Source organism: Pseudomonas sp. CFBP 13710, assembly GCF_014842235.1.
In the GTDB taxonomy this organism is placed as follows: domain Bacteria; phylum Pseudomonadota; class Gammaproteobacteria; order Pseudomonadales; family Pseudomonadaceae; genus Aquipseudomonas; species Aquipseudomonas baltica.
The window spans coordinates 162817-186360 of record NZ_JACYVJ010000002.1; the positions used below are offsets into that span (position 1 = coordinate 162817).

The window sequence follows — 23544 nt, forward strand, 5'->3', positions numbered from 1 at the left end:
TTGAACGCACGATCAATAACGTTTTGCAGCAGAACGCACGCTTATCGACCCCACTGCACCACGCTGGCGCACTGCAATGGGGCGTTAGGTATCACTGCGAGAGGCTGACACCGTAGAAAGGGGTCAGGCCGAAGGGGCTGATGCGGAAGTCCTGAACTTCCTTGCGCATGGGCTGGAACACCGTGGAGTTGGCGATGGGCGTGATCGGCACCTGTTGCTTGAGGATACGCTGCGCCTGCTGGTACAGCTTCACACGCTCGTCGCGATCGCTGCTCAGCTTGGCCTGCTGGATCAGCTTGTCGTAGGCCGGGTCGCACCATTTGGCGTAGTTGCTGCCCTTGACCGCCGCACAGCTGTAGAGCACGCCGAGCCAGTTGTCGGGGTCGCCGTTGTCGCCGGTCCAGCCGTAGATCATGGTGTCGTGCTCGCCGTTCTTGGCGCGCTTGATGTACTCGCCCCATTCGTAGCTGACGATGTTGGCCTTGATGCCGACCTTGGCCCAATCGCTCTGGATCATCTGCGCCGACATGCGCGCGTTGGGGTTGGAAGCGCGCTGCACCGTCATGGCCCACAGGTCGATGGTCGTGCCTTCCTTGATCCCGGCTTCCTTGAGCAGCGCGCGGGCCTTGGTGATGTCGTGGGGCGCGTCCTTGATGCCCGTGTCGTAAGACCATTGCGCGGGGGGCAGGGCGTTCTGTGCCAGTTGGCCGGCGCTCTGGTACACCGCCTTGATGATGGCGGGCTTGTCGATCGCCATGTCCAGTGCCTGACGCACCTTGAGTTGATCGAGCGGCGGATGGGTCACGTTGTAGGCAAGGAAGCCCAGGTTGAAGCCGGGCTGGCTGAGCACACGCAGGTTGGGATCCTGTTTCATCACCTCGATGTCGGCGGGACGCGGATAGCCGCTGACCTGGCATTCGCCGGCCTTGAGTTTCTGCAGGCGCACGGCAGCATCGGTATTGATCGCGAAGATCAGGTTGTCGAGCTTGACGTCTTCAGGCTTCCAGTACGCCTTGTTGGCAACGTAGCGGATCTGCGAATCCTTCTGATAGCGCTTGAAGACGAACGGGCCGGTGCCGATCGGTTTCTGATTGATGTCGGCAGCCTTGCCCTGCTTGAGCAGCTGCGCGGCATATTCGGCGGATTGCACCGAGGCGAAGCTCATGGCCAGGTTCTGCACGAACGCGGCATCGACCGTGGCGAGGGTGAAGACGACGGTGTGCTCGTCCTGTTTGCTGACCGACTTGATGTTGGTGTTCAGGCCCATGTCGGTGAAGTAGGGCGATTCCGAAGGGTAGGCCTTGCGAAAGGGGTGCTCGGGATCGAGCAGGCGCTGGAAGGTGAACAGCACGTCGTCGGCGTTGAAATCGCGGCTGGGCGTGAAGTAGTCGGTGCTGTGGAACTTGACCCCTTCGCGCAAGTGAAAGGTGTAGCTCAAACCGTCGGCCGATACGTCCCAGGAGGTGGCCAGGCCAGGCTCGACTTCGGTGCCGCCGCGCTTGAACTGGGTCAGGCGATTGAAGACGGTTTCCGCTGAAGCGTCGAAATCGGTGCCGCTGGTGTATTGGCTGGGGTCGAAGCCGGCGGGGCTGGCTTCGGAGCAGTACACCAGGGTGCTCGCGGCCTGGGCCATGGGCATCCCGGCACACAGGGCAGCGGTCAGGAGCAGTGGCTTGAAGGCGGGGATGTGCATGGGGGCCTCGGCAGATGAATGGCAATAGGGGATAGGGCCGCCCGATCAAGGGCGGCAGCGCATCAAGGCATCACGACTTCGATGACGCCATCAGCGTTGATGCTGACCTCGCTGGTGCCGGCTTCCACGTCCGGGGTTACCGGGGCAGCGTCGGAACGGGCGGCTTTCATCATCATCGGGGCGGACGCGTAGGGCCGCGGATAGCCCGCGCTGTTGAGGTTGAGATTGACCACCTTGTAGCTCTTGCCACCCAAGGCGTCGGTGGCCAGTTGAGCACGGGCCTTGAACGCAGCGACGGCTTCCTTGAGCAGGGCGTCTTCGCTCTGCTTGCGGGTCTTGTCGGCGATCGAGAAGTCCATGGCGCCCATTTTCAGGCTCTGCAGCAGTTCGCCGGTGAGTTTGGACAGCGCGGGGAAATCGGCGCTTTCCAGGCGCACTTCCGCGCGCTCGCGCCAGCCGGTGATGGCCTGGCCTTTGTCGTCATAGATCGGGTAGCTGTTGCGGCTGCCCTGGCGCACGATCACGCCCTTGACTTCGCGCGCCTGGGCGAGGGCTTTGTTCAAGGTGTCGGTAATTCCGGCGGCGAGCTTGGCCGGGTCGGCGTTCTGCTCTTCGCTGTAGAGGGTCACGAGCATCAGGTCGCGGGGCACTTCCTGGCTGACCTCGGCGCGCAGGGAAATCTGGTTGTAGCGGGCTTCGTCGGCCAGCGCGGGAAGGCTGGCCAGCAGGCTCGCGCCAAGGACCAAAGCGGCGCTGCGGGTGATGACGGGCATGGAAAACTCCTTGTTGTAGGTGCTGGGTAAGACTGGCCAGGCCGGATGCGGTTCCTGAACGATGCCTGGTTCATGCGTTTCGCGCGGTCATTTGCCGCAGTTTCCGCTGTCGGCGTGTCGAGTTGGTTATACTTGCACCGATCCGCCTGCAGCGCTCACTGGAGAGCAAATGCTCGCCCATCCTATGCCTCTTTCCGCTTCACGCCAGAACCTCTGGCGCCTGACCTTCATCCGCACCCTGGTACTGGCCGCTCAGGCCGGCTCGGTTGGTTTCGCCTACCTGACGCACCTGCTGCCGTTGCCCTGGCTGGCGCTGAGCACCACCCTGGCGGTGTCCGCCATACTCTGCGCGCTGACCGTCCTGCGCCTGCGCTTCTCGTTGCCGGTCACCGAGCTCGAGTACGCCCTGCAACTGGCCTGCGACCTGCTGATCCACAGTGTCCTGCTCTACTATTCGGGCGGCGGCGCCAACCCGTTCGTGTCCTACTACCTGGTGCCCCTGACCATTGCCGCCGTGACCCTGCCGTGGGTCTACTCCCTGGTGCTCTCAGGCATCGCGCTGGCCTGCTACACCTTCATGCTGGCGCACTTCTACCCCCTCGACACGCTGCCGATCGGCCGTGAAAACCTGCAGATCTACGGCATGTGGCTGAGCTTCGCCCTGGCTGCTTCGGTGATTACCTTCTTCGCTGCCAAGATGGCCGAGGAGCTGCGGCGCCAGGAACAGCTGCGTGCCCAGCGCCGCGAAGAGGGCCTGCGTGACCAGCAACTGCTGGCCGTGGCCACCGAGGCTGCGGGCGCTGCCCATGAGCTGGGTACGCCGCTCGCCACCATGAGCGTGCTGCTCAAGGAAATGCGCCAGGACCATCCCCAGCCTGAACTGCAGGAAGACCTGCAGGTGCTGCAGGATCAGGTCAAGCTGTGCAAGGAAACCCTCCAGCAACTGGTGCGGGCTGCCGAAGCCAACCGACGCATGGCCGTGGTCGATCAGCCGGTCACCGCCTGGCTCGACGAAGCCCTCAATCGCTGGCATCTGATGCGCCCCGAGTCCAGCTACCGTTTCCACCGCCTGGGCCAAGGCGAGGTGCCGCACCTGTCGCCGCCTCCGGACCTCACCCAGGCGCTGCTCAACCTGCTCAACAACGCCGCCGATGCCTGCCCCGACAACCTCGAGGTCAAGCTGGACTGGGACAGTGAAGACATCTTCATCGTGATCCGCGACCACGGCGCGGGTGTTCCCCTGGCCATTGCCGAGCAGATCGGCAAACCGTTCTTCACTACCAAGGGCAAGGGCTTCGGCCTTGGCCTGTTCTTGAGCAAGGCCAGCGTGACTCGCGCCGGCGGCTCGGTAAAACTCTATAGTCATGAAGAGGGCGGCACGCTCACCGAGCTGCGCCTGCCCCGTGGCGTCCCAGGAGATGATCGATGACTGACGAAAACCAAGTCGAAGGCGAAGAGCTGCCGCACCTGTTGCTGGTGGACGACGACGCCACGTTTACCCGTGTGATGGCCCGTGCCATGACCCGCCGAGGCTTTCGCGTAAGCACCGCAGGCAGCGCCGAGGAAGGCTTGAAGCTGGCCCAGGACGATGTACCCGACTACGCCGCGCTGGACCTGAAGATGGAAGGCGATTCGGGCCTGGTGCTGCTGCCCAAGCTGCTGGAGCTGGATCCGGAAATGCGCGTGGTGATTCTCACCGGCTATTCGAGCATCGCCACTGCGGTGGAGGCGATCAAGCGTGGCGCCTGCAACTACCTGTGCAAGCCCGCCGACGCCGATGACGTACTGGCGGCGCTGTCGGCCGAACACGCTGACCTCGACACGCTGGTGCCGGAAAACCCGATGTCGGTCGACCGCCTGCAATGGGAGCACATCCAGCGAGTGCTCACCGAGCACGCCGGCAACATTTCCGCCACGGCGCGAGCGCTGGGTATGCACCGGCGTACCCTGCAACGCAAATTGCAGAAACGCCCCGTGCGTCGGTAAATTCGCGTGGAGCGCTCTGGCTGGCGCCCTGCGCGCCCGGGTAGGCGGCATTCGCCCGCCCGCCGGGCCCTGCGGCGGCTCATGCCATGATCGTACAACCCGCTTTAGGCTATGATTGCTCCAATCACCGACCGTTTCGAGAATGACTTTCACTATGGATACTCAGAGCGCCGCCCCACGCGCCCGTCGCAAACCGCGCAGCCTGGCCCAGGAACTGGTGGCCGTGCTGACCCAGCGCATCCTCGATGGTGACCTCAAGCGTGGCGACAAGCTGCCTACCGAGTCGGCCATCATGGAAGAGCAGGGCGTCAGCCGGACCGTGGTGCGTGAAGCCATTTCCCGGCTGCAGGCGGCAGGTCAGGTCGAAACCCGCCACGGCATCGGCACCTTCGTGCTGGATACGCCCAGCCCGAGTGGTTTTCGCATCGATCCGGCGACCATCGTGACCTTGCGCGATGTGCTCGCCGTGCTCGAGCTGCGTATCAGCCTGGAAGTGGAGTCCGCCGGGCTGGCCGCCAGCCGTCGCTCGCCCGAGCAACTGGCGGCGATGCGCGCGGCCCTCGATGCGCTGAACGAAAGCGCGGCCCATGCCAGCGATGCAGTGGCGTCCGATTTCCAGTTCCATCTGCAGATTGCCTTGTCCACCGGCAACCGCTATTTCACCGACATCATGACGCACCTGGGCACCAGCATCATTCCCCGCACCCGCCTGAATTCGGCACGTCTGGCACATGACGACCAGCAGCACTACATGACCCGACTCAGTCGCGAGCACGAGGAAATCTACGACGCCATCGCCCGCCAGGATTCCGATGCCGCACGCGCAGCCATGCGCCTGCACCTGACCAACAGCCGCGAGCGTTTGCGCCAGGCGCACCAGGAAGCCGAAGCGGGCAGGGGCTGAACGCCGCGTCGGCGGTCGGCGCGGTGATCTGGCAGACCGCAGCGAGGCCGGACGCGGCTTGCGCCGCTGCTACAGAAACACCGCAACCCTTGTAGCAGCGGCGAAAGCCGCGTCGGCGGTTGCCGCGGTGTATCTGGCAGAACGCGGTGCCACCGGACGCGGCTCGCGCCGCTGCTACAGAAACACCGCAACCCTTGTAGCAGCGGCGCAAGCCGCGTCGGCGGGTGCCGCGGTGTATCTGGCAGAACGCGGTGCCACCGGACGCGGCTCGCGCCGCTGCTACAGAAACACCGCAACCCTTGTAGCAGCGGCGCAAGCCGCGTCGGCGGTTGCCGCGGTGTACCTGGCAGAACGCGGTGCGGCCGGACGCGGCTTGCGCCGCTGCTACAGAACACCGCAATCCTTGTAGCAGCGGCGCAAGCCGCGTCGGCGGCTGGCGCGGTGTATCTGGCAGAGCGCGGTGCCACCGGACGCGGCTCGCGCCGCTGCTACAGAAACACCGCAACCCTTGTAGCAGCGGCGCAAGCCGCGTCGGCGGGTGCCGCGGTGTATCTGGCAGAACGCGGTGCCACCGGACGCGGCTCGCGCCGCTGCTACAGGGATCCCTTGTGTCGTCTCGGCGTTCGGTGAAGCCCATCAGGGACAATCTGAAAATACTTCGTTCAACCTATTGAGGAACTGCATAAGTAGTTGTACGATGACGTACGACATCAGCCAGCCATGGCTGCTTGGTTGTTCAATTTTCCATGCGACTCAGGGTGTTCAAACAATGAATCCACAAGAACTAAAGTCCATCCTCAATCACGGCCTGCTGTCTTTTCCAGTAACCGACTTCACTGCCCAGGGCGACTTCCATCGCGAAGGCTACATCAAGCGCCTGGAATGGCTTGCCCCCTACGGCGCCAGCGCCCTGTTCGCCGCCGGCGGCACCGGTGAGTTCTTCTCCCTGGCTGCCAGCGAATACTCGCAAGTGATCAAGACTGCCGTCGACACCTGCGCCACCAGCGTGCCTATCCTCGCCGGCGTTGGTGGTTCCACTCGCCAGGCCATCGAGTATGCACAGGAAGCCGAGCGCCTGGGCGCGAAGGGTCTGCTGCTGCTGCCGCACTACCTGACCGAAGCGAGCCAGGACGGCGTAGCCGCCCACGTCGAGGCCGTGTGCAAATCGGTCAACATCGGCGTCATCGTCTACAACCGCAATGTCTGCCGTTTGAACGCGCCATTGCTGGAACGCCTGGCCGAAAGCTGCCCGAACCTGATCGGCTACAAGGACGGCCTGGGCGACATCGAACTGATGGTGTCGATCCGCCGTCGCCTGGGCGATCGCTTCAGCTACCTGGGTGGCCTGCCGACCGCCGAAGTCTATGCAGCGGCCTACAAGGCTCTGGGTGTGCCGGTGTATTCGTCCGCCGTGTTCAACTTCATCCCGAAGACCGCCATGGACTTCTACCGCGCAATCGCCGCTGAAGATCATGTCACCGTGGGCAAGTTGATCGACGACTTCTTCCTGCCTTACCTGGACATTCGCAATCGTAAATCCGGCTACGCAGTCAGCATCGTCAAGGCAGGCGCGAAGATTGCCGGCTACGACGCAGGCCCGGTGCGCACCCCGCTGACCGACCTGACCGGCGAAGAGTACGAAATGCTCGCTGCCCTGATGGACAAGATGGGTCCGCAGTAAGCCTCGAAACTGCAGTGCGGCTTTCGCGGCCGCTGACCGCTCCTATGGGAATCCTGCAGACACTGAGGATCTCTGTGGGAGCGGGGCGGGGGGCCAGCCCTCTGCCCGCGAAGCGGCCCTGCCTGCCATACCTTTCCAGAATTTCCCCGCCTGACCCCCACATCCTCGCTATCATTGTCGCCTGACCCCAGGCAACAGGTTCCCCGGCATGCTCGCCCTATTTCTGCAGACCCTGAACGTGACCGCTCCGGTGTTCGCCATGCTGTTTCTCGGCTACGGGCTGAAGCGGATCGAGTGGATCAACGACAACTTCATCAAGACCGCCTCGGCCCTGGTGTTCAACGTCTGCATGCCGTCGCTGCTGTTTCTGGGCATCTACCATGCCGACCTGCGCTCTGCACTCAAGCCGGGCCTGCTGGTGTATTTCGTGGTGGCCACGGTGGGCAGCTTCGCCATCGCCTGGTGGATCGCCACCAAGCGATGCCCGCAAGTCGACCGTGGGGTGTTCACCCAGGGCGCCTTTCGCGGCAACAACGGTGTCATCGGCCTGGCCCTGGCGGGCAGCATGTATGGCGACTACGGCATCTCCCTGGGCTCGATCCTCGCCGGTTTGGTGATCGTGCTCTACAACTCGCTGTCGGTAGTGGTGCTGGCGATCTACAGCCCGAACATCAAGTCCGATCCGCTCAGCATCTGCAAAAGCATCCTGGTCAACCCGTTGATCATCAGCGTGGTATTGGCCGTGCCCTTCGCCTGGTTGCAGGTGCCCATTCCCAACTGGATCCTGACCTCCGCTGACTACGTCGCGCAAATGAGCCTGCCGCTGGCGCTGATCTGCATCGGCGGGACCCTGTCGCTGGCCGCATTGCGCAGCAGTGGTTCGGTGGCGCTGAGTGCCAGCGCGGTGAAAATGATCCTGCTGCCGATCGTCGGTACCTTCGGTGCCTGGCTGTTGGGCTTTCGCGGGGCGGAACTGGGCATTCTGTTCCTGTATATTGGCGCTCCTTCGGCCTCGGTCGGTTATGTCATGGTGCGGGCCAGCGGCGGCAACTATTCGCTCGCCGCCGCCATCATCGTCATCACCACCCTGGCGGCAGCCATCACCACCAATATCGGAATATTCCTGTTGCAGTGGGGCGGCTGGATCTAGACGCTGCTTGCACACCCGCAAGCATTCACCCGCTAAGGAACCGCAATGGATGATCAATCCACCCCCGAAGGTCTGCATCGGGGTCTGAAAAACAGGCATATCCAGCTCATTGCCCTGGGCGGGGCGATCGGCACCGGCCTGTTCCTGGGCATCGCCCAGACCATCGGCATGGCCGGCCCGTCGGTCATCCTGGGTTACGCGATCGGCGGCCTGATTGCCTTCTTCATCATGCGCCAGCTGGGCGAAATGGTCGTTGAAGAGCCGGTCACCGGTACCTTCAGCCATTTCGCCAACCGCTACTGGAGCGGCCTGGCTGGCTTCATGTCCGGTTGGAACTATTGGGTGCTGTATGTGCTGGTAGGCATGGCCGAGTTGACCGCCGTGGGCATCTACATCAAGTACTGGTGGCCGGACGTGCCGACCTGGGCCTCGGCCGCGGTGTTCTTCGTGCTGATCAACGCGATCAACATGTTCCAGGTGAAGATCTATGGCGAGATGGAGTTCTGGTTTTCGCTGATCAAGGTGGCCGCCATCGTCAGCATGATCGGCTTCGGCGCCTGGATGCTGGCCACCGGCAGCGGTGGGCCGGACGCCAGCATCGCCAACCTGTGGCAATACGGCGGCTTCTTCCCCAACGGCATCGGTGGATTGACCCTGGCCATGGCGGTCATCATGTTTTCCTTCGGTGGCCTGGAGCTGGTCGGCATCACCGCCGCCGAAGCCGATGATCCCAAGCGCAGCATCCCCAAGGCCACCAACCAGGTGATCTACCGGATCCTGCTGTTCTACGTGGGCGCCCTGACCATCTTGTTGTCGCTGTATCCGTGGCAGAAAGTGGTCGAAGGTGGCAGCCCGTTCGTGATGATCTTCCATGCGCTGGACAGCAACGTAGTGGCAACCGTGCTCAACGTGGTAGTGCTGACCGCGGCGCTGTCGGTGTACAACAGCTGCGTCTATTGCAACAGCCGCATGCTGTTCGGCCTGGCGGTGCAGGGCGATGCGCCCAAGACCCTGCTCAAGGTCAACCGCCGTGGCGTGCCCATGAAAGCGCTGGGTATTTCCGCCATGGCGACCGGGTTGAGCGTGGTCATCAACTACCTGATGCCGGGCGAGGCCTTCGGCTTGTTGATGGCGTTGGCCGTGTCCGCACTGGTCATCAACTGGGGCATCATCAGCATCACTCACCTGAAGTTTCGCAAGGCCATGCGCGCCAACGGTCAGGCGACGTTCTTCCCCAGCTGGGGCTACCCGATCACCAACTGGGTATGCCTGCTGTTCCTGGCGGGCATTCTGGTGATCATGTACATGACGCCGGGAATCCGCATTTCGGTGCTGTTGATTCCCTTGTGGCTTGGGGTGCTGGCCGTGGCCTGGATGGTCAAGAAGCGTCGGGCAGGGTAGGAGGCCGCCTGGCTCAGTGCTGTCGGCGCCAGGCGCGCAGGGTGCCCCACAGCACCACCGCCGCCAGCAACGGCAGCACGTAGAACAGCATCAGCTCTTCCAGCCTGGCCGCCAATGGCATGCCCGTGGTGAACGCCACCACGTGCAGGCCATACGCGACGTACAACCCCAGCAGCACCAGCCCTTCGATCCGCGTGACCCGGTATCCGGAATAGAACAGCGGCAGGCACAGCAGGGTGACGCCGAGCATCACCGGCAGGTCGAAGTCCAGCGCGTTGGGTGACACGCTCAGGGGCGCAGGTGCCAGCACTGCGGTCAGGCCGAGCACACCGAGCAGGTTGAACAGGTTGCTGCCGATGACGTTGCCCACTGCGATCTCGCGGTGACCGCGAAAGGCGGCGACCAACGACGTCGCCAGTTCCGGCAGTGAGGTGCCGACGGCCACGATGGTCAACCCGATCACCCGGTCCGACAAGCCGAAATCGGTGGCCAGCTCCAGCGCCGCTTCCAGCAGCCAGTGGCTGCCCGCGCCCAGCAGCAGCAAGCCGCCGAGCATCATGCCCAGGCACTTGAGCCAGGGCGCTGTGCCCTGGGCTGTCGCCACCCGGCCCGGATGCCGAGACTGGCGCCACAGCACGCCCAGATAGCCGACCAGGGCCAGAAGCAGGACGCCGCCTTCCAGGCGCCCCAACTGTTCGTTCAGGGCCAGCCCGAACACCAGCGCACTGGCTGCGATCAACAGAGGAATATCGAGCCGCAGCAGTTGCCGCGAAACCCGTAGCGGAATGATCAGCGCGGACAGCCCCAGGGTCACCAGCAAACTGAAGATATTGCTGCCCACCAGGCTGCCGACGGCGATGTCCGGCGTACCGACGAACGTCGCCTGCAGGCTGACGGCCAGCTGCGGCACACTGCTGCCCAGCGCAACCACGCCCAGGCCCACTACCAGCGGCCTGATCTTGAGCGCGGCCGCCAGGCGCACGGCGCCGCGCACCAGGCACTCGGCGCCGGCAATCAGCAGCAGCAGCCCTGCGAACAGTTGCAGCAAGGTCGGGCCGGGCAGGGTGGCAAGATCGGGGATAAGGGTCGCTCCAGGTCAGTCTTGCAAGGTCTGCACGCGCACTCGGGCCGTGCCGCTGCGCAGCATGCCCAATTCTTCGGCAGCGCCTTTTGACACATCGATCAGGCGCCCGCGCGAATGTGGGCCGCGATCGTTGATCCGCACCACTACATTGCGCTTGTTGGACAGATTGGTCACCACTACCCGGGTACCGAATGGAAGCTGGCGGTGGGCAGCGGTGAGACCGTGTTGATCGAAGCGTTCGCCACTGGCGGTGCGAGCACCATGATGGCGTGCGCCGTAGTAGGAAGCGACCCCCTCGCGGTTGTAGCCGCGCGGGTCGATGAGGTCGTTCTGGCCGGCGCAGCCCGCCAGCACGGCAATTGCACCGACACAGCACACACGCAGCGCCTGTAGCAGCGGCGCAAACCGCGTTGGCGGTATTCGCGGTCCGTTTGCTTCACCGCGTTGAAGCCGGACGCGGCTCGCGCCGCTGCTACAACTGCGCCGGACGCGGCTCGCGCCGCTGCTACAGAAAAGGCGTCGGCGCATCAACCGGCCAGCTTGCTCTTGAGCAGCTCGTTGACCTGCTGCGGATTGGCCTTGCCCTTCGAGGCTTTCATTGCCTGGCCGACGAAGAAGCCGAACATCTTGCCGCGCTTGGCTTCGTCTGCCGCGCGGTACTGTTCGACCTGCTCGGCATTGGCAGCCAGCACTTCGTCGAGCACCTTCTCGATTGCCCCGCTGTCGGTGACCTGTTTCAGGCCACGCGCCTCGATGATCTGGTCGGCATCGCCTTCACCGTTGGCCATGGCTTCGAAAACCATCTTGGCGATCTTGCCGGAGATGGTGTTGTCCTTGATGCGCTGCAGCATGCCACCCAGTTGTGCGGCACTGACCGGCGACTCCTCGATTTCCACACCCTGCTTGTTCAACAGGCTGCCCAGCTCGACCATGACCCAGTTGGCGGCAAGCTTGGCATCGGCGCAGCTGGCCACCACCTGCTCGAAGAAGTCCGCCTGCTCACGGCTCGAAGCGAGGACGCTGGCATCGTAGGCAGACAGGCCGAACTCGTTCTTGAAGCGCTCGCGCTTGGCGGGCGGCAACTCGGGCAGGGTGGCCCGGGTGGTTTCCAGGAGCGAATCCTCGATCACCACCGGCAGCAGATCGGGGTCGGGGAAGTAACGGTAGTCGTTGGCTTCCTCCTTGCTGCGCATGGCGCGTGTCTCGTCCTTGTTCGGATCGTACAGGCGGGTCTGCTGGATGACCTTGCCGCCGTCTTCGATCAGTTCGATCTGGCGCGCGATCTCGCTGTTGATGGCGCGCTCGATGAAGCGGAACGAGTTGACGTTCTTGATCTCGCAGCGGGTGCCGAACTCGACCTGGCCCTTGGGCCGGATCGACACGTTGCAGTCACAGCGCAACGAGCCTTCGGCCATGTTGCCGTCACAGATGCCCAGGTAACGGACCAGCGAATGCATGGCCTTGACGTACGCCACGGCTTCCTTGGCACTGCGCATGTCGGGCTCGGAAACGATTTCCAGCAGCGGTGTGCCGGCACGGTTGAGGTCGATGCCGGTGCTGCCGCTGAAGTCCTCGTGCAGGCTCTTGCCGGCGTCTTCTTCCAGGTGCGCGCGTGTCACGCCGATACGCTTGACCGTGCCGTCTTCCAGGGTGATGTCCAGATGGCCCTTGCCGACGATCGGCAGCTCCATCTGGCTGATCTGGTAGCCCTTGGGCAGGTCGGGATAGAAGTAGTTCTTGCGCGCGAACACGTTGTGCTGGCCGATTTCGGCGTCGATTGCCAGGCCGAACATCACGGCCATGCGCACGGCTTCCTGGTTCAGCACCGGGAGTACGCCGGGCATGCCCAGGTCGACCAGGCTGGCCTGGGTGTTCGGCTCGGAGCCGAAGGTGGTGGAGCTGCCGGAGAAAATCTTCGACTGGGTGGCGAGCTGGGTATGAATCTCCAGCCCGATCACGACTTCCCATTGCATGATGTTTCTCCTTAGAAGCCTTCAGGCGCGCGAGTGTGCCAGTCGGTGACTTGCTGGTACTGGTGCGCCGCATTGAGCAGGCGGCCTTCCTGGAAATAGGGGGCCAGCAGCTGCACGCCGACTGGCAGGCCATCGACGAAACCGGCCGGCATCGACAGGCCCGGCAGGCCGGCCAGGTTGGCGGTGATCGTGTAGATGTCTTCGAGGTAGGCAGCAACCGGGTCGGCATTCTTGGCGCCCAGCTTCCAGGCCGGGTTTGGCGTGGTCGGGCTGAGGATCATGTCGACGTCTTCGAAGGCGGCCATGAAATCGTTCTTGATCAAGCGGCGGATCTTCTGCGCCTGCAGGTAATAGGCGTCGTAGTAGCCCGCCGAAAGTGCATAGGCCCCGACCATGATGCGGCGCTGCACTTCCGGGCCGAAGCCTTCGGCGCGCGAACGCTTGTACAGGTCGGTGAGATCCTTGGGGTGTTCGCAGCGATAGCCGAAGCGTACGCCGTCGAAGCGCGACAGGTTCGAAGAGGCCTCGGCCGGCGCGATCACATAGTAGGCGGCAATTGCCTGCTGCATGTTCGGCAGGCTGATGTCCTTGATGGTTGCGCCCAGCTTCTGCAGTTGCTCGATGCTGGCGTGAATCAGGTCGGCGATGCGCGGATCGAGGCCGGCACCGAAGTATTCCTTCGGTACGCCGATGCGCAGGCCTTGCAGCGAGCCGCCCAGGGTGGCGCTGTAGTCGGGCACGGGCTCATCGATGCTGGTGGAGTCCTGCGGGTCGAAGCCCGCCATGCCTTGCAGCAACAGGGCACAGTCCTCTGCGTTGCGCGCCAGCACCCCTGCCTGGTCGAGGCTGGAAGCGTAGGCGATCATGCCCCAGCGAGACACGCGGCCGTAGGTCGGCTTGATACCGGTGAGGTTGGTGAAGGCCGCCGGCTGACGGATCGAACCGCCGGTGTCGGTGCCCGTTGCCACCGGCAACAAGCGCGCCGCCACGGCTGCCGCCGAGCCACCCGAGGAGCCGCCGGGCACGTGGGCCAGGTTCCAGGGGTTTTTCACCGGGCCGTAGTGGCTGTTCTCGTTGGCCGAACCCATGGCGAATTCGTCCATGTTCAGCTTGCCCAGGGTCACCGCGCCCGCTGCATTGAGCCTGGCCACCACGGTGGCGTCATAGGGCGCCTGGAAGTTATCGAGCATCTTCGACCCGCAACTGGTGCGGATGCCCTGGGTGCAGAACAGGTCCTTGTGGGCCAGCGGCGCGCCCAGCAGGGCGCCGCCCTCGCCATTGGCGCGGCGCGCATCGGCCGCTTGCGCCTGGGCGATGGCATGCTCGGGGGTGACGGTGATGAAGCTGTTGAGCTGCGGGTCCAGCTCGGCGATACGCGCCAGCAGGGTACGGGTCAGCTCTTCGGCGGAAAATTTCTTGTCGGCGAGTCCGCGGGCGATCTCGGCCAGTGTCAGTTGATGCATGGCAGGCTCTTTCCCTTTACTCGATGACTTTCGGAACCAGATACAGGCCGTTCTCGACCGCCGGTGCGATGGCCTGGTAAGCCTCGCGCTGGTTGCGTTCGGTCACCTGGTCGGCGCGCAGCCGCTGGCTGGCTTCCAGTGGGTGGGCCAGGGGTTCGATGCCGCTGGTGTCGACCGCTTGCATCTGGTCGACGAGGCCCAGAATGCTGTTCAGTGCTTCGATGGTGCGTGGCATATCGGCTTCATTCAGGCCCAGGCGGGCCAGGTGAGCGATTTTTTCCACGTCGCAGCGTTCAAGCGCCATGGGGATCTCCAGTGGAAAATGAAATACGGCAAAGCCGTGGTTTTGGGGAACACTATCGCACTTCTGTGGTCATATGGCCGCGATCGAGTGCAGGCGTGCCCGGAAAAACAGCCAATTTAACATATTGGCGCCTTGCCCAAAATCCCCGCCGTTGTTAGAGTTTGCCGCACTTTTTTACCCACGCGTTGCCTAGGGTCCTTTTCCCATGTTCAAGAAACTGCGTGGCATGTTTTCCAGCGATCTTTCCATTGACCTGGGCACTGCCAACACCCTTATTTACGTGCGTGAGCGCGGTATTGTCCTGAATGAGCCATCAGTTGTGGCCATTCGGACCCACGGTAATCAGAAAAGTGTCGTTGCGGTCGGTACCGAAGCCAAGCGCATGCTCGGCCGTACTCCCGGCAACATCGCCGCCATTCGCCCGATGAAGGACGGCGTGATCGCCGACTTCAGCGTCTGCGAAAAGATGCTGCAATATTTCATCAACAAGGTGCACGAGAACAGCTTCCTGCAGCCCAGCCCGCGCGTGCTGATCTGCGTGCCTTGCAAATCCACCCAGGTGGAACGCCGTGCCATCCGTGAATCGGCGCTGGGCGCCGGTGCCCGCGAAGTGTTCCTGATCGAAGAGCCCATGGCGGCCGCCATCGGCGCCGGCCTGCCGGTCGAGGAAGCCCGCGGTTCGATGGTCGTCGACATCGGCGGTGGTACCACCGAAATCGCCCTGATCTCGCTCAATGGCGTGGTCTATGCCGAATCCGTGCGTGTGGGCGGCGACCGCTTCGACGAAGCCATCGTCACCTACGTGCGTCGCAACTACGGCAGCCTGATCGGCGAATCCACCGCCGAACGCATCAAGCAGGAAATCGGCACCGCTTACCCAGGCGGCGAAGTGCGTGAAGTCGACGTGCGTGGCCGCAACCTGGCCGAAGGCGTTCCACGCGCCTTCACCTTGAATTCCAACGAAGTGCTCGAAGCCCTGCAGGAGTCGCTCGCGACCATCGTGCAGGCCGTCAAGAGCGCGCTGGAACAGTCGCCTCCCGAGCTTGCGTCGGACATCGCCGAGCGCGGCCTGGTGCTGACTGGCGGTGGCGCGCTGCTGCGCGACCTCGACAAGCTGCTGGCCCAGGAAACCGGCCTGCCGGTGATCGTCGCCGAAGACCCGCTGACGTGCGTGGCTCGGGGTGGCGGTCGCGCCCTGGAAATGATGGACAAGCACACCATGGATCTGCTCTCCAGCGAATAACTTCGCGGGAAAGATTCCTGGGGTCGTTTACAGGTAGCGTCTTCGATGCTACCTGTATGCGTCCTGTACTTTCGATCCGGGCCGGTTTGCCGTCACATGAATGACCACATGAACATTTGCCTGGGAGGAGCGGCCTATTAAACCGCTTTTCACCAAGGGCCCCTCACTGGGCGTGCGCCTGTTGGTGCTGGTCGTGCTGTCGGTCGCGCTGATGGTCGTCGACGCGCGCTTCACCCTGCTCAAACCCGTGCGCAGCGAAATGTCGCTGGTGCTGATGCGTGCCTATTGGGTCACCGACCTGCCGCAGCGCCTGTACGAAGGCGTTGCCAGCCAGTTCGGCAGCCGCACCGAGCTGCTGGCCGAAAACGAGAAACTCAAGACCGAAGGCCTGTTGCTGCAGGGGCGCCTGCAGAAGCTGGCGGCGCTGACCGAGCAGAACGTGCGCCTGCGCGAGTTGCTCAATTCTTCGGCGCTGGTGAACGAAAAGGTCGAGGTTGCCGAGCTGATCGGCATGGACCCGAACCCGTTCACCCATCGCATCCTGATCAACAAGGGCGAGCGCGATGGCGTGGTACTCGGCCAGCCGGTGCTCGACGCGCGTGGCCTTATGGGGCAGGTGGTCGAATTGATGCCCTACACCTCGCGTGTGCTGCTGCTCACCGACACCACCCACAGCATTCCAGTGCAGGTCAACCGCAACGGGCTGCGCGCCATCGCCAGCGGCACGGGCAATCCCGAGCGGCTCGAGCTGCGCCACGTGGCCGACACTGCCGACATCAAGGAAGGCGACCTGCTGGTCAGCTCTGGCCTGGGCCAGCGATTCCCGGCGGGTTACCCGGTGGCCACGGTCAAGGAAGTCATCCACGACTCCGGTCAACCCTTCGCCATCGTCCGCGCCGTGCCGACCGCCGCCCTGAACCGCAGCCGCTATCTGCTGCTGGTGTTCAGCGACAGTCGCTCGCCGGAGCAGCGGGCTACCGAAGCGGCGCAGGCGCAAGAGGCGGCCGACCGCCAGGGTGCCGCGCCACAGGACGGTACCCCGGCGACGCCGGTCCCTGCAGCAACCTCCGCGCCAGCCACTGCTGCGCCCGCTGCGGCACCGGCAGCGCCTGCCCACACCACGACGCCGGCAGCCACCGCACCGGCGCGTGCCAGCTCGGCCCCGGCCGCCACCCCTGAGCGCACCCCGCCGGCGACACCTTCGCGCTCTGCGCCGGCCACCACACGGGAGAGGCAATAATGGTTGGTACGCGCTCGCGCAATGGCTGGGTGATCTGGCTGACCTTCGTCGTCGGCCTGTTGCTGTGCGTGTCGCCCATGCCGCAGTTCATGGAAGTGTTGCGGCCGCTGTGGCTGGCCCTGCTGCTGGCCTACTGGACGCTCTCGGTGCCGCACAAGGTGGGCATGACCACTGCCTGGATCCTCGGCCTGGCGCAAGACGTGCTGTTCGGCACCCTGCTTGGGCAGAACGCACTCATCCTTAGCCTCATCACTTTTCTCATCCTGTCCCTGGCCCAGCGCATGCGCATCTTTCCAATGTGGCAGCAGAGCCTGGTCATCCTCGTGGTCTTCGGTCTGGCGCAGCTGGTTCAGCTGTGGCTGAGCGCGCTGACCGGCAACCGCCAACCTACCCTGGCCCTGCTGTTGCCCGCCCTGATGAGCGCCTTGCTCTGGCCGTGGGTCAGCTATCTGCTGCGTGGCTTGCGCAAGCGCCTGGGCATCAACTGACGGGCCCGCGCGGCCCGACGCGGAGACGCCTTGCATGTCTACCCTGTACCTGGCTTCCAGCTCGCCCAGGCGTCGTGAACTGCTGACGCAGATCGGCGTACCCTTCACCGTGATCACTGCTGCCATCGACGAAACGCCCAGGCCCGGCGAAGAAAGCCGTGCATACGTGCAGCGCATGGCCGAAGAAAAAGCCCGCGCCGGCTGGCAGTCGCGTTCGCAGCCGGGGGCCGCTCACGTGCTGGGCGCGGACACGGCAGTGATCGCGCACGGACGCATTCTCGGCAAGCCGCGCGACCAAGCCGATGCCTTGGCAATGCTGGCTCTGTTATCCGGCAGCACCCATGAAGTGATCACCACTGCGGCGCTGTTCGATGGCACGCAGATGGACATCGGCACGGCCTCGGCACGGGTCACGTTCCGCCCGATCGACGAAGCCGAGGCCCGTGCCTACTGGGCCTCCGGCGAACCGGCGGACAAGGCGGGCGGCTATGGCATCCAGGGGCTGGGCGCAATATTCGTAGAAAAGCTCGAAGGCAGTTATTCTGCCGTCGTCGGCCTGGGTTTGTACGAAACCGCGGCGCTGCTGCAACGCAATGGCATCGCCTGCTGGCAAGTGTCCTGAGAGGGCCCGGCCGGCAGCGCCATCGCCATTACAACAAAAGACACCAGGAACGAGACCCAGCCATGAGCGAAGAGATTCTGATCAACATCACGCCGATGGAATCGCGCGTGGCCGTGGTGGAAAACGGTGTCCTGCAAGAGGTCCACGTCGAGCGCACCCAGCGGCGCGGGATCGTCGGCAATATCTATAAAGGCAAGGTGGTGCGCGTGCTGCCCGGCATGCAGGCCGCCTTCATCGACATCGGCCTGGACCGCGCCGCGTTCATCCATGCTTCGGAAATCTCCCTGCGCGAAGGCTCGACCCTGGAAACCATCAGCGCCCTGGTCCATGAGGGGCAGAGCCTGGTGGTACAGGTCACCAAGGACCCGATCGGCTCCAAAGGCGCGCGCCTGACCACCCAGCTGTCGATTCCCTCACGCTACCTGGTATACATGCCGCGCACCCGGCACGTCGGCATTTCCCTGAAGATCGAGGATGAAGGCGAGCGTGAACGCTTGAAGAAGGTGGTGGCAGACTGCGTCGAGAAAGAGGGTATCCAGGAGGTTGGCGGGTTCATCCTGCGCACCGCCGCCGAGGGGGCGGGCGCCGAGGAAATCCTCATGGACATCCGCTACCTGCGCCGGCTGTGGGACCAGATCAACGCGCAGATCCAGACCGTCGGGGCGCCGACCGAGATCTACGAGGACCTGGACCTGGCGCTGCGGACCCTGCGCGATCTGGTCAACCCGAAGATCGAGAAGATCCGCATCGACTCGCGGGAGACCTTCCAGAAGACCACGCAGTTCGTGGCCGAATTGATGCCCGAAATTGCCGACCGCCTGGAGCACTACCCGGGCGAGCGGCCCATTTTCGATCTGTACGGTGTGGAAGACGAGATCCAGCGGGCGCTGGACCGCAAGGTGCCACTCAAGTCCGGCGGCTATCTGGTGGTCGATCCGGCCGAGGCGATGACCACCATCGACGTCAACACCGGGGCCTTCGTCGGCCACCGCAACCTCGAAGAGACCATCTTCAAGACCAACCTGGAAGCGGCCACCGCCATTGCCCGGCAGCTGCGTCTGCGCAACATCGGCGGAATCATCATCATCGACTTCATCGACATGGAAGATGAAGAACACCAGCGCCAGGTTCTGCGCACCCTGGAGAAGCAGCTCGAACGCGATCACGCCAAGACCAACATCATCGGCATCACCGAGCTGGGCCTGGTGCAGATGACCCGCAAGCGCACTCGCGAAAGCCTTGAACAGGTCCTGTGCGAGCCCTGCATCTGTTGCCAGGGCCGCGGCAAGCTGAAAACCCCGGAAACGGTGTGCTACGAGATCTTCCGCGAGATCCTGCGCGAGGCTCGGGCCTATCAGGCCGTGGGCTACCGCGTGCTGGCCAATCAAAAAGTGGTCGACCGGCTGCTCGATGAAGAATCAGGCAATGTGGCTGAACTGGAAGCCTTCATCGGACGAACCATTCGCTTCCAGGTCGAGTCCATGTATTCCCAGGAACAATATGATGTGGTGCTGCTCTGAAACGGCCAGTGAAACGATTTTCCAGTCTTCAGGCTTCCAGTCTTCAAGCTTCGGGCTTTCAGGCTGACGCGGCCTGTGGCGGGAGCATGCCTGCATGGTCCGCTTGAATGCCGTGCTCGCTGGCCTGACGCGTTGGGCGCTGACGCTGTGTGCGGTGCTGCTGGTGTTGCTGGCGCTGTACGTCAGCCTGGGCCGGCAGCTGGTGCCCCTGGTGGCCGAATACGACGCGCAGATCGAGGCACGTGCCAGCGAAGCGCTGGGCATGCCGGTGCGCATCGGCAGCCTGGAAGGACGCTGGAGCCGTCTGGCACCGATACTGCTGGTTCACGATGTGCAAGTGGGCGAGGGCAGCAATGCGCTGCGTCTGGATCGAGTCAGGGTGGTGCCGGACCTGTGGGGCAGCCTGTTGGCGCGGTCGGTGCGCATTGCCCATCTCGAACTGGGCGGCGTACAGCTCAGCGCCGTCGAGGATGCTGCCGGCAAGTGGTCGCTCAAGGGGCTGCCGCAGCAGCAGGACCAGGCCTTCGACATGCAGCGCACGCTGCAGCAGATGCAACAGGTCGAGCGGCTGTCGGTGCTCGACAGCCAACTGACCCTGCAACCGTTCGAGCACGACCCGCTGACCTTGACCTATGTGGGTCTGAGCCTGCGCACCAGCGAAGAGCGCCAGCGCCTGGATCTGCGCCTGCATTTGCCTGATGGCCAGCCGCTGGCGCTGAACGTGGAGGCACAGCTGCGTGCCGAACGGTGGCGCCAGGGCCGTGCCCAGGTCTATCTGAACCTGCCGCAGAGCGACTGGGCGCAATGGTTGCCGAGCCGCTACACCCAGGCCTGGAAACTCGAACAGTTCAAGGCGGGCGGCGAGTTCTGGCTGGACTGGGCGGATGCCAACGTCCAGCGAGCCGTGGTCAAGCTCGATGTGCCGACGTTCAAAGGTGCCCGCGCCGAGCACAAGCCCTACGCCATCGCCGATCTCAAGCTGCAGGCCTGGGCGCAACGCAGCGCCGAAGGCTTCGACCTGAACCTGGGCACCTTGGCCATGACCCTGGATGGCAAGCCCTGGCAGACCCACGTGGCTCTGCAGCAGCGCGCCGCGACGTCCGCGGCCGAGGAGCAGTGGCGCATCCAGGCCGATCGTCTCGACCTGACACCGATCACGCCGTTGCTGGACGCGCTGGTGCCCCTGCCCAAGCAGGTGGCAGCCATCGCCAACGGCCTGAACCTCACCGGTGTGCTGCGCAACGTCTCGCTCGACATCCGCCCCAAGGCCACCGGGGCCGAGCGCCTGAGCTACGCGGCCAACCTCGAGAACGTCGGCTTCGACGCCTATTCCGGCGCCCCGGCGGCGGACAATGTCAGCGGTAGCCTGATCGGCGATATCGGCCAGGGCGAGCTGCGCCTGGACAGTGAAAAGTTCATGCTGCACCTGAGCCCGATCTTCGAAAAGCCCTGGTATTACCTCAAGGCCAACGCTCGCCTGAATTTCAAGCTCGATGAACACGCGTTCACCCTGATCGCACCGGCCATCAAGGTGCTGGGCGAAGAAGGCAACATTGCAGCGGACTTTCTCATTCGTCTGCCATTGCACCATGAGGCCGAGCCCTACATGGACCTGCGCGTCGGCCTGGTCGATGGTGATGGCGCCTACACCAGCAAATATCTGCCCAAGGTACTCAGCCCAGCGGTCGACCAGTGGCTGCGTACGGCGATCAAGCGCGGCGCGGTCGACCAAGGTTACTTCCAGTACCAGGGTTCGCTGGCCAGCGCGGCCGAGGCGCATTCGCGCAGTATCACGCTGTTCTTCAAGGTCCACGACGTGACCCTGGCGTTCCAGCCCGGTTGGCCGGAGGCGCGCAAGGTCGCCGGCAATGTCTATATCCAGGACGGTGACGTGCGCATCCTGGCCGACCGCGGGCAGATCCTCGACACCAAGGTCAGCGACGTTTCCGTCACTGTGCCCCATGTACCCCTTGGCGAGGACAGCCACCTGTATGTCAAAGGCAGCTTCGACGGGGGGCTGGCCGACGGTTTGAAAATTCTGCAGACCGCGCCCATCGGCACCGCCGACATTTTCGCCGGCTGGCAGGGTGAAGGCCCGCTCAAGGGCAGGCTCGACCTCGACATTCCGCTGGTCAAGGGCCATGAGCCCAAAGTCGTGGTGGATTTCAGCACCCACGCGGCCCGCCTGAAGATCAAGTCTCCGGAGCTTGCGCTCAGCCAGCTGGGCGGGGCGTTTCGTTTCGACTTCGACAAGGGGTTGAGCGGCGAGGGCATCACTGCCCAGGCGTTCGATCAGCCGGTGAAGGCGCAGATTTCTGCCGAAGGCAAGCCAGGCGAGCCGTTGACCCGCATCGTCGCCCACAGCCAGATCACCGTGAAGCGCCTGGTCGACTGGTTGCAGGTCAAGCAGGCCGTGCCGGCTTCCGGTGATATTGCCTACCAGCTGCAGCTCAAGTTGGGTGCCGACAGCCAGCTTCGCGTCGACTCCGACCTCAAGGGTGTCGACATCGACCTGCCTGCGCCCTTTGGCAAAACACGCCCTGTGGCGCGCCCGACCGTATTCGTGATGAACCTGCAGGACCGGGAACGCCGCTTCGACGTCACCTATGCCGATCTGGCCGGTTTTGCCTATGCAGCTCCGCCCGCCGACCTGGCCAATGGTCGGGGCGAGTTGCTGGTCGGCTCTGGTACGCCGCAGATGCCCACAACCCAGGGGCTGCGAGTCCGTGGCGCGTTGCCGACCCTGGATCTGGAGCCTTGGCAGCAGCAGGCCGAGCAATACACCGGTGGCGATCCGGGTGGCACTGCCAGCCAGTTGATCAATGCGGTCGACCTGCAGGTCGGCACGCTCAAGGGCTTCGGTCAGCAACTCGACCAGGCGCACGTGCAACTCAACCGCAGCCCCAGCGCCTGGCACCTTGCCCTGGCCAGCCAACAGATCACCGGCAAGGTCGATGTGCCCGATGGCAAGGCGACCCCGATCAACGTCGACCTCGATACCGTGCGCCTGCCGCCGGTCGATCCGAACGCGGTCAAGGCCGACAACCCGGTGGAAGCACCGGACCCTTTGGCCAATGTCGACCCACGCAAGATACCCGCGGTGAATGTCAGGATCCGCCAGCTGTTGCAGGGCGAAGAGTTGATCGGCAGCTGGTCGTTGAAGCTGCGCCCAACTTCCAAGGGTGTCGCCCTCAACGATCTCGACCTGGGTCTCAAGGGCTTGATGCTGCACGGCGCGGGCACATGGGAAGGCGCGCCGGGAGCCTCCAGCACGTGGTTCCGCGGGCGCTTGCAAGGCAAGAACCTGGCCGATGTGCTGCAGGCGTGGAAATTTGCCCCGACCGTGACCAGCGAGTCGTTCCACCTCGACGCCGATGGTCGCTGGCCGGGTTCGCCGGCCTGGGTCGGGCTCAAGCGTTTTTCCGGCAACCTGGACGCTACTTTGCGTGATGGCCAGTTCGTCGAGGTCGAGGGCGGCGCCCAGGCTCTACGCGTGTTCGGCCTGCTCAACTTCAATGCCATCGGCCGTCGCCTGCGCCTGGATTTCTCCGATGTGCTGGGCAAGGGTTTGAGCTACGATCGAGTCAAAGGCCTGCTGGTGGCCAGCGAAGGGGTCTATGTGACGCGTACCCCGATCACCCTGCGCGGTCCCACCACCGACATCGATCTGGACGGTACCCTGGACATGGTCCGCGACGGCGTCAACGCCAAAGTGCAGGTTGCCCTGCCGATCACCAACAGCCTGCCGCTGGCAGCGGTGCTGGTCGGCGCGCCGGTGGTGGGCGGCGCCTTGTTCGTGGTGAACAAGCTGCTGGGCGACCGCGTGGCGCGCTTCGCCAGCGTGCAATACCGCATCGAGGGTTCCTGGAAGGATCCGCAGATGACCCTGGTCAAGCCTTTCGGCGGCTGATGGCGCGGTGGCCGTCGCCCGGTATCGGACTGTCGGCCGGGCTCCGGTATTGAAAAAGTGTCCGGGCGGACGCATGTATTGAGCATCCGTCACCGACACCCGAATTGCG

At 64.0% G+C, this 23544-nt stretch carries 19 protein-coding genes; 12 read left to right on the forward strand and 7 right to left on the reverse strand.

The window, feature by feature from the left end; translation table 11 throughout:
* Nucleotides 1-91: 91 nt before the first annotated feature.
* Both IFT44_RS05300 and IFT44_RS05305 read right to left on the reverse strand, forming a co-directional pair.
* Nucleotides 92-1693, reverse strand: a complete 1602-nt coding sequence (locus IFT44_RS05300) for an ABC transporter substrate-binding protein (RefSeq protein ID WP_192057686.1) — start codon at nt 1691-1693, stop codon at nt 92-94.
* Between the two features lie 62 nt (nt 1694-1755).
* Nucleotides 1756-2466: an SIMPL domain-containing protein gene (locus IFT44_RS05305; RefSeq protein WP_192057685.1), complete on the reverse strand. Its 711-nt coding sequence runs from the start codon at nt 2464-2466 to the stop codon at nt 1756-1758.
* Between the two features lie 169 nt (nt 2467-2635).
* Between IFT44_RS05305 and IFT44_RS05310 the strand changes: the two genes are divergently transcribed.
* The 6 genes from IFT44_RS05310 to IFT44_RS05335 all read left to right on the forward strand — a co-directional run bounded on the left by IFT44_RS05310 (nt 2636) and on the right by IFT44_RS05335 (nt 9588).
* Nucleotides 2636-3895 (forward strand): ATP-binding protein, encoded by a 1260-nt coding sequence (locus IFT44_RS05310; RefSeq protein ID WP_122479526.1) that lies wholly within the window; start codon nt 2636-2638, stop codon nt 3893-3895.
* A complete protein-coding gene (locus IFT44_RS05315) occupies nt 3892-4452 on the forward strand; it encodes a response regulator transcription factor (RefSeq protein ID WP_122479525.1) in 561 nt (186 codons plus the stop codon). The genes IFT44_RS05310 and IFT44_RS05315 overlap by 4 nt, the downstream gene beginning before the upstream one ends.
* Before the next feature lie 154 nt (nt 4453-4606).
* The gene (locus IFT44_RS05320; RefSeq protein ID WP_122479524.1) at nt 4607-5356 is read left to right on the forward strand and encodes a FadR/GntR family transcriptional regulator; all 750 of its coding nucleotides are present in this window, start codon (nt 4607-4609) and stop codon (nt 5354-5356) included.
* Nucleotides 5357-6125: 769 nt separating this feature from the next.
* Nucleotides 6126-7037 (forward strand): 5-dehydro-4-deoxyglucarate dehydratase, encoded by a 912-nt coding sequence (gene kdgD, locus IFT44_RS05325; protein ID WP_122479523.1) that lies wholly within the window; start codon nt 6126-6128, stop codon nt 7035-7037.
* Nucleotides 7038-7245: 208 nt separating this feature from the next.
* The gene (locus tag IFT44_RS05330; protein WP_185794060.1) at nt 7246-8187 is read left to right on the forward strand and encodes an AEC family transporter; all 942 of its coding nucleotides are present in this window, start codon (nt 7246-7248) and stop codon (nt 8185-8187) included.
* Between the two features lie 45 nt (nt 8188-8232).
* Nucleotides 8233-9588: an amino acid permease gene (locus IFT44_RS05335; RefSeq protein WP_122479521.1), complete on the forward strand. Its 1356-nt coding sequence runs from the start codon at nt 8233-8235 to the stop codon at nt 9586-9588.
* Nucleotides 9589-9601: 13 nt separating this feature from the next.
* Here the strand turns inward: IFT44_RS05335 and IFT44_RS05340 are convergent, their stop codons facing one another.
* From IFT44_RS05340 to gatC, 5 genes are all read right to left on the reverse strand, one after another.
* Nucleotides 9602-10627, reverse strand: coding sequence for a calcium/sodium antiporter (locus tag IFT44_RS05340; protein WP_122479736.1), 1026 nt, complete (start codon nt 10625-10627; stop codon nt 9602-9604).
* Between the two features lie 57 nt (nt 10628-10684).
* On the reverse strand, nt 10685-11050 hold the full coding sequence (locus IFT44_RS05345; RefSeq protein ID WP_342214264.1) for a septal ring lytic transglycosylase RlpA family protein: 366 nt from the start codon (nt 11048-11050) through the stop codon (nt 10685-10687).
* A gap of 149 nt (nt 11051-11199) precedes the next feature.
* Nucleotides 11200-12645, reverse strand: coding sequence for an Asp-tRNA(Asn)/Glu-tRNA(Gln) amidotransferase subunit GatB (gene gatB / locus IFT44_RS05350; protein ID WP_192175548.1), 1446 nt, complete (start codon nt 12643-12645; stop codon nt 11200-11202).
* An 11-nt stretch (nt 12646-12656) separates the two neighbouring features.
* The gene (gatA, locus tag IFT44_RS05355; protein WP_192104244.1) at nt 12657-14108 is read right to left on the reverse strand and encodes an Asp-tRNA(Asn)/Glu-tRNA(Gln) amidotransferase subunit GatA; all 1452 of its coding nucleotides are present in this window, start codon (nt 14106-14108) and stop codon (nt 12657-12659) included.
* 16 nt (nt 14109-14124) lie between these two features.
* Nucleotides 14125-14412, reverse strand: a complete 288-nt coding sequence (gene gatC, locus IFT44_RS05360) for an Asp-tRNA(Asn)/Glu-tRNA(Gln) amidotransferase subunit GatC (RefSeq protein ID WP_122479517.1) — start codon at nt 14410-14412, stop codon at nt 14125-14127.
* 205 nt (nt 14413-14617) lie between these two features.
* On the opposite strand from gatC, the gene mreB reads away from it, so the two are divergent.
* The 6 genes from mreB (at nt 14618) to IFT44_RS05390 (ending at nt 23435) form a co-directional block, all read left to right on the forward strand.
* Nucleotides 14618-15655, forward strand: coding sequence for a rod shape-determining protein MreB (mreB, locus tag IFT44_RS05365; RefSeq protein ID WP_008371426.1), 1038 nt, complete (start codon nt 14618-14620; stop codon nt 15653-15655).
* Between the two features lie 166 nt (nt 15656-15821).
* Nucleotides 15822-16895, forward strand: coding sequence for a rod shape-determining protein MreC (gene mreC, locus IFT44_RS05370; RefSeq protein WP_197976889.1), 1074 nt, complete (start codon nt 15822-15824; stop codon nt 16893-16895).
* Entirely contained in the window at nt 16895-17383 is a 489-nt protein-coding gene (gene mreD / locus IFT44_RS05375) for a rod shape-determining protein MreD (protein ID WP_122479515.1), read from the forward strand. Before mreC ends, mreD begins: the two co-directional genes overlap by 1 nt.
* A 34-nt stretch (nt 17384-17417) precedes the next feature.
* On the forward strand, nt 17418-18005 hold the full coding sequence (locus tag IFT44_RS05380; protein ID WP_192057683.1) for a Maf family protein: 588 nt from the start codon (nt 17418-17420) through the stop codon (nt 18003-18005).
* A gap of 62 nt (nt 18006-18067) precedes the next feature.
* On the forward strand, nt 18068-19525 hold the full coding sequence (gene rng / locus IFT44_RS05385) for a ribonuclease G (protein WP_122479513.1): 1458 nt from the start codon (nt 18068-18070) through the stop codon (nt 19523-19525).
* A 94-nt stretch (nt 19526-19619) separates the two neighbouring features.
* Entirely contained in the window at nt 19620-23435 is a 3816-nt protein-coding gene (locus IFT44_RS05390; protein WP_192137020.1) for a YhdP family protein, read from the forward strand.
* Nucleotides 23436-23544 lie beyond the last annotated feature (109 nt).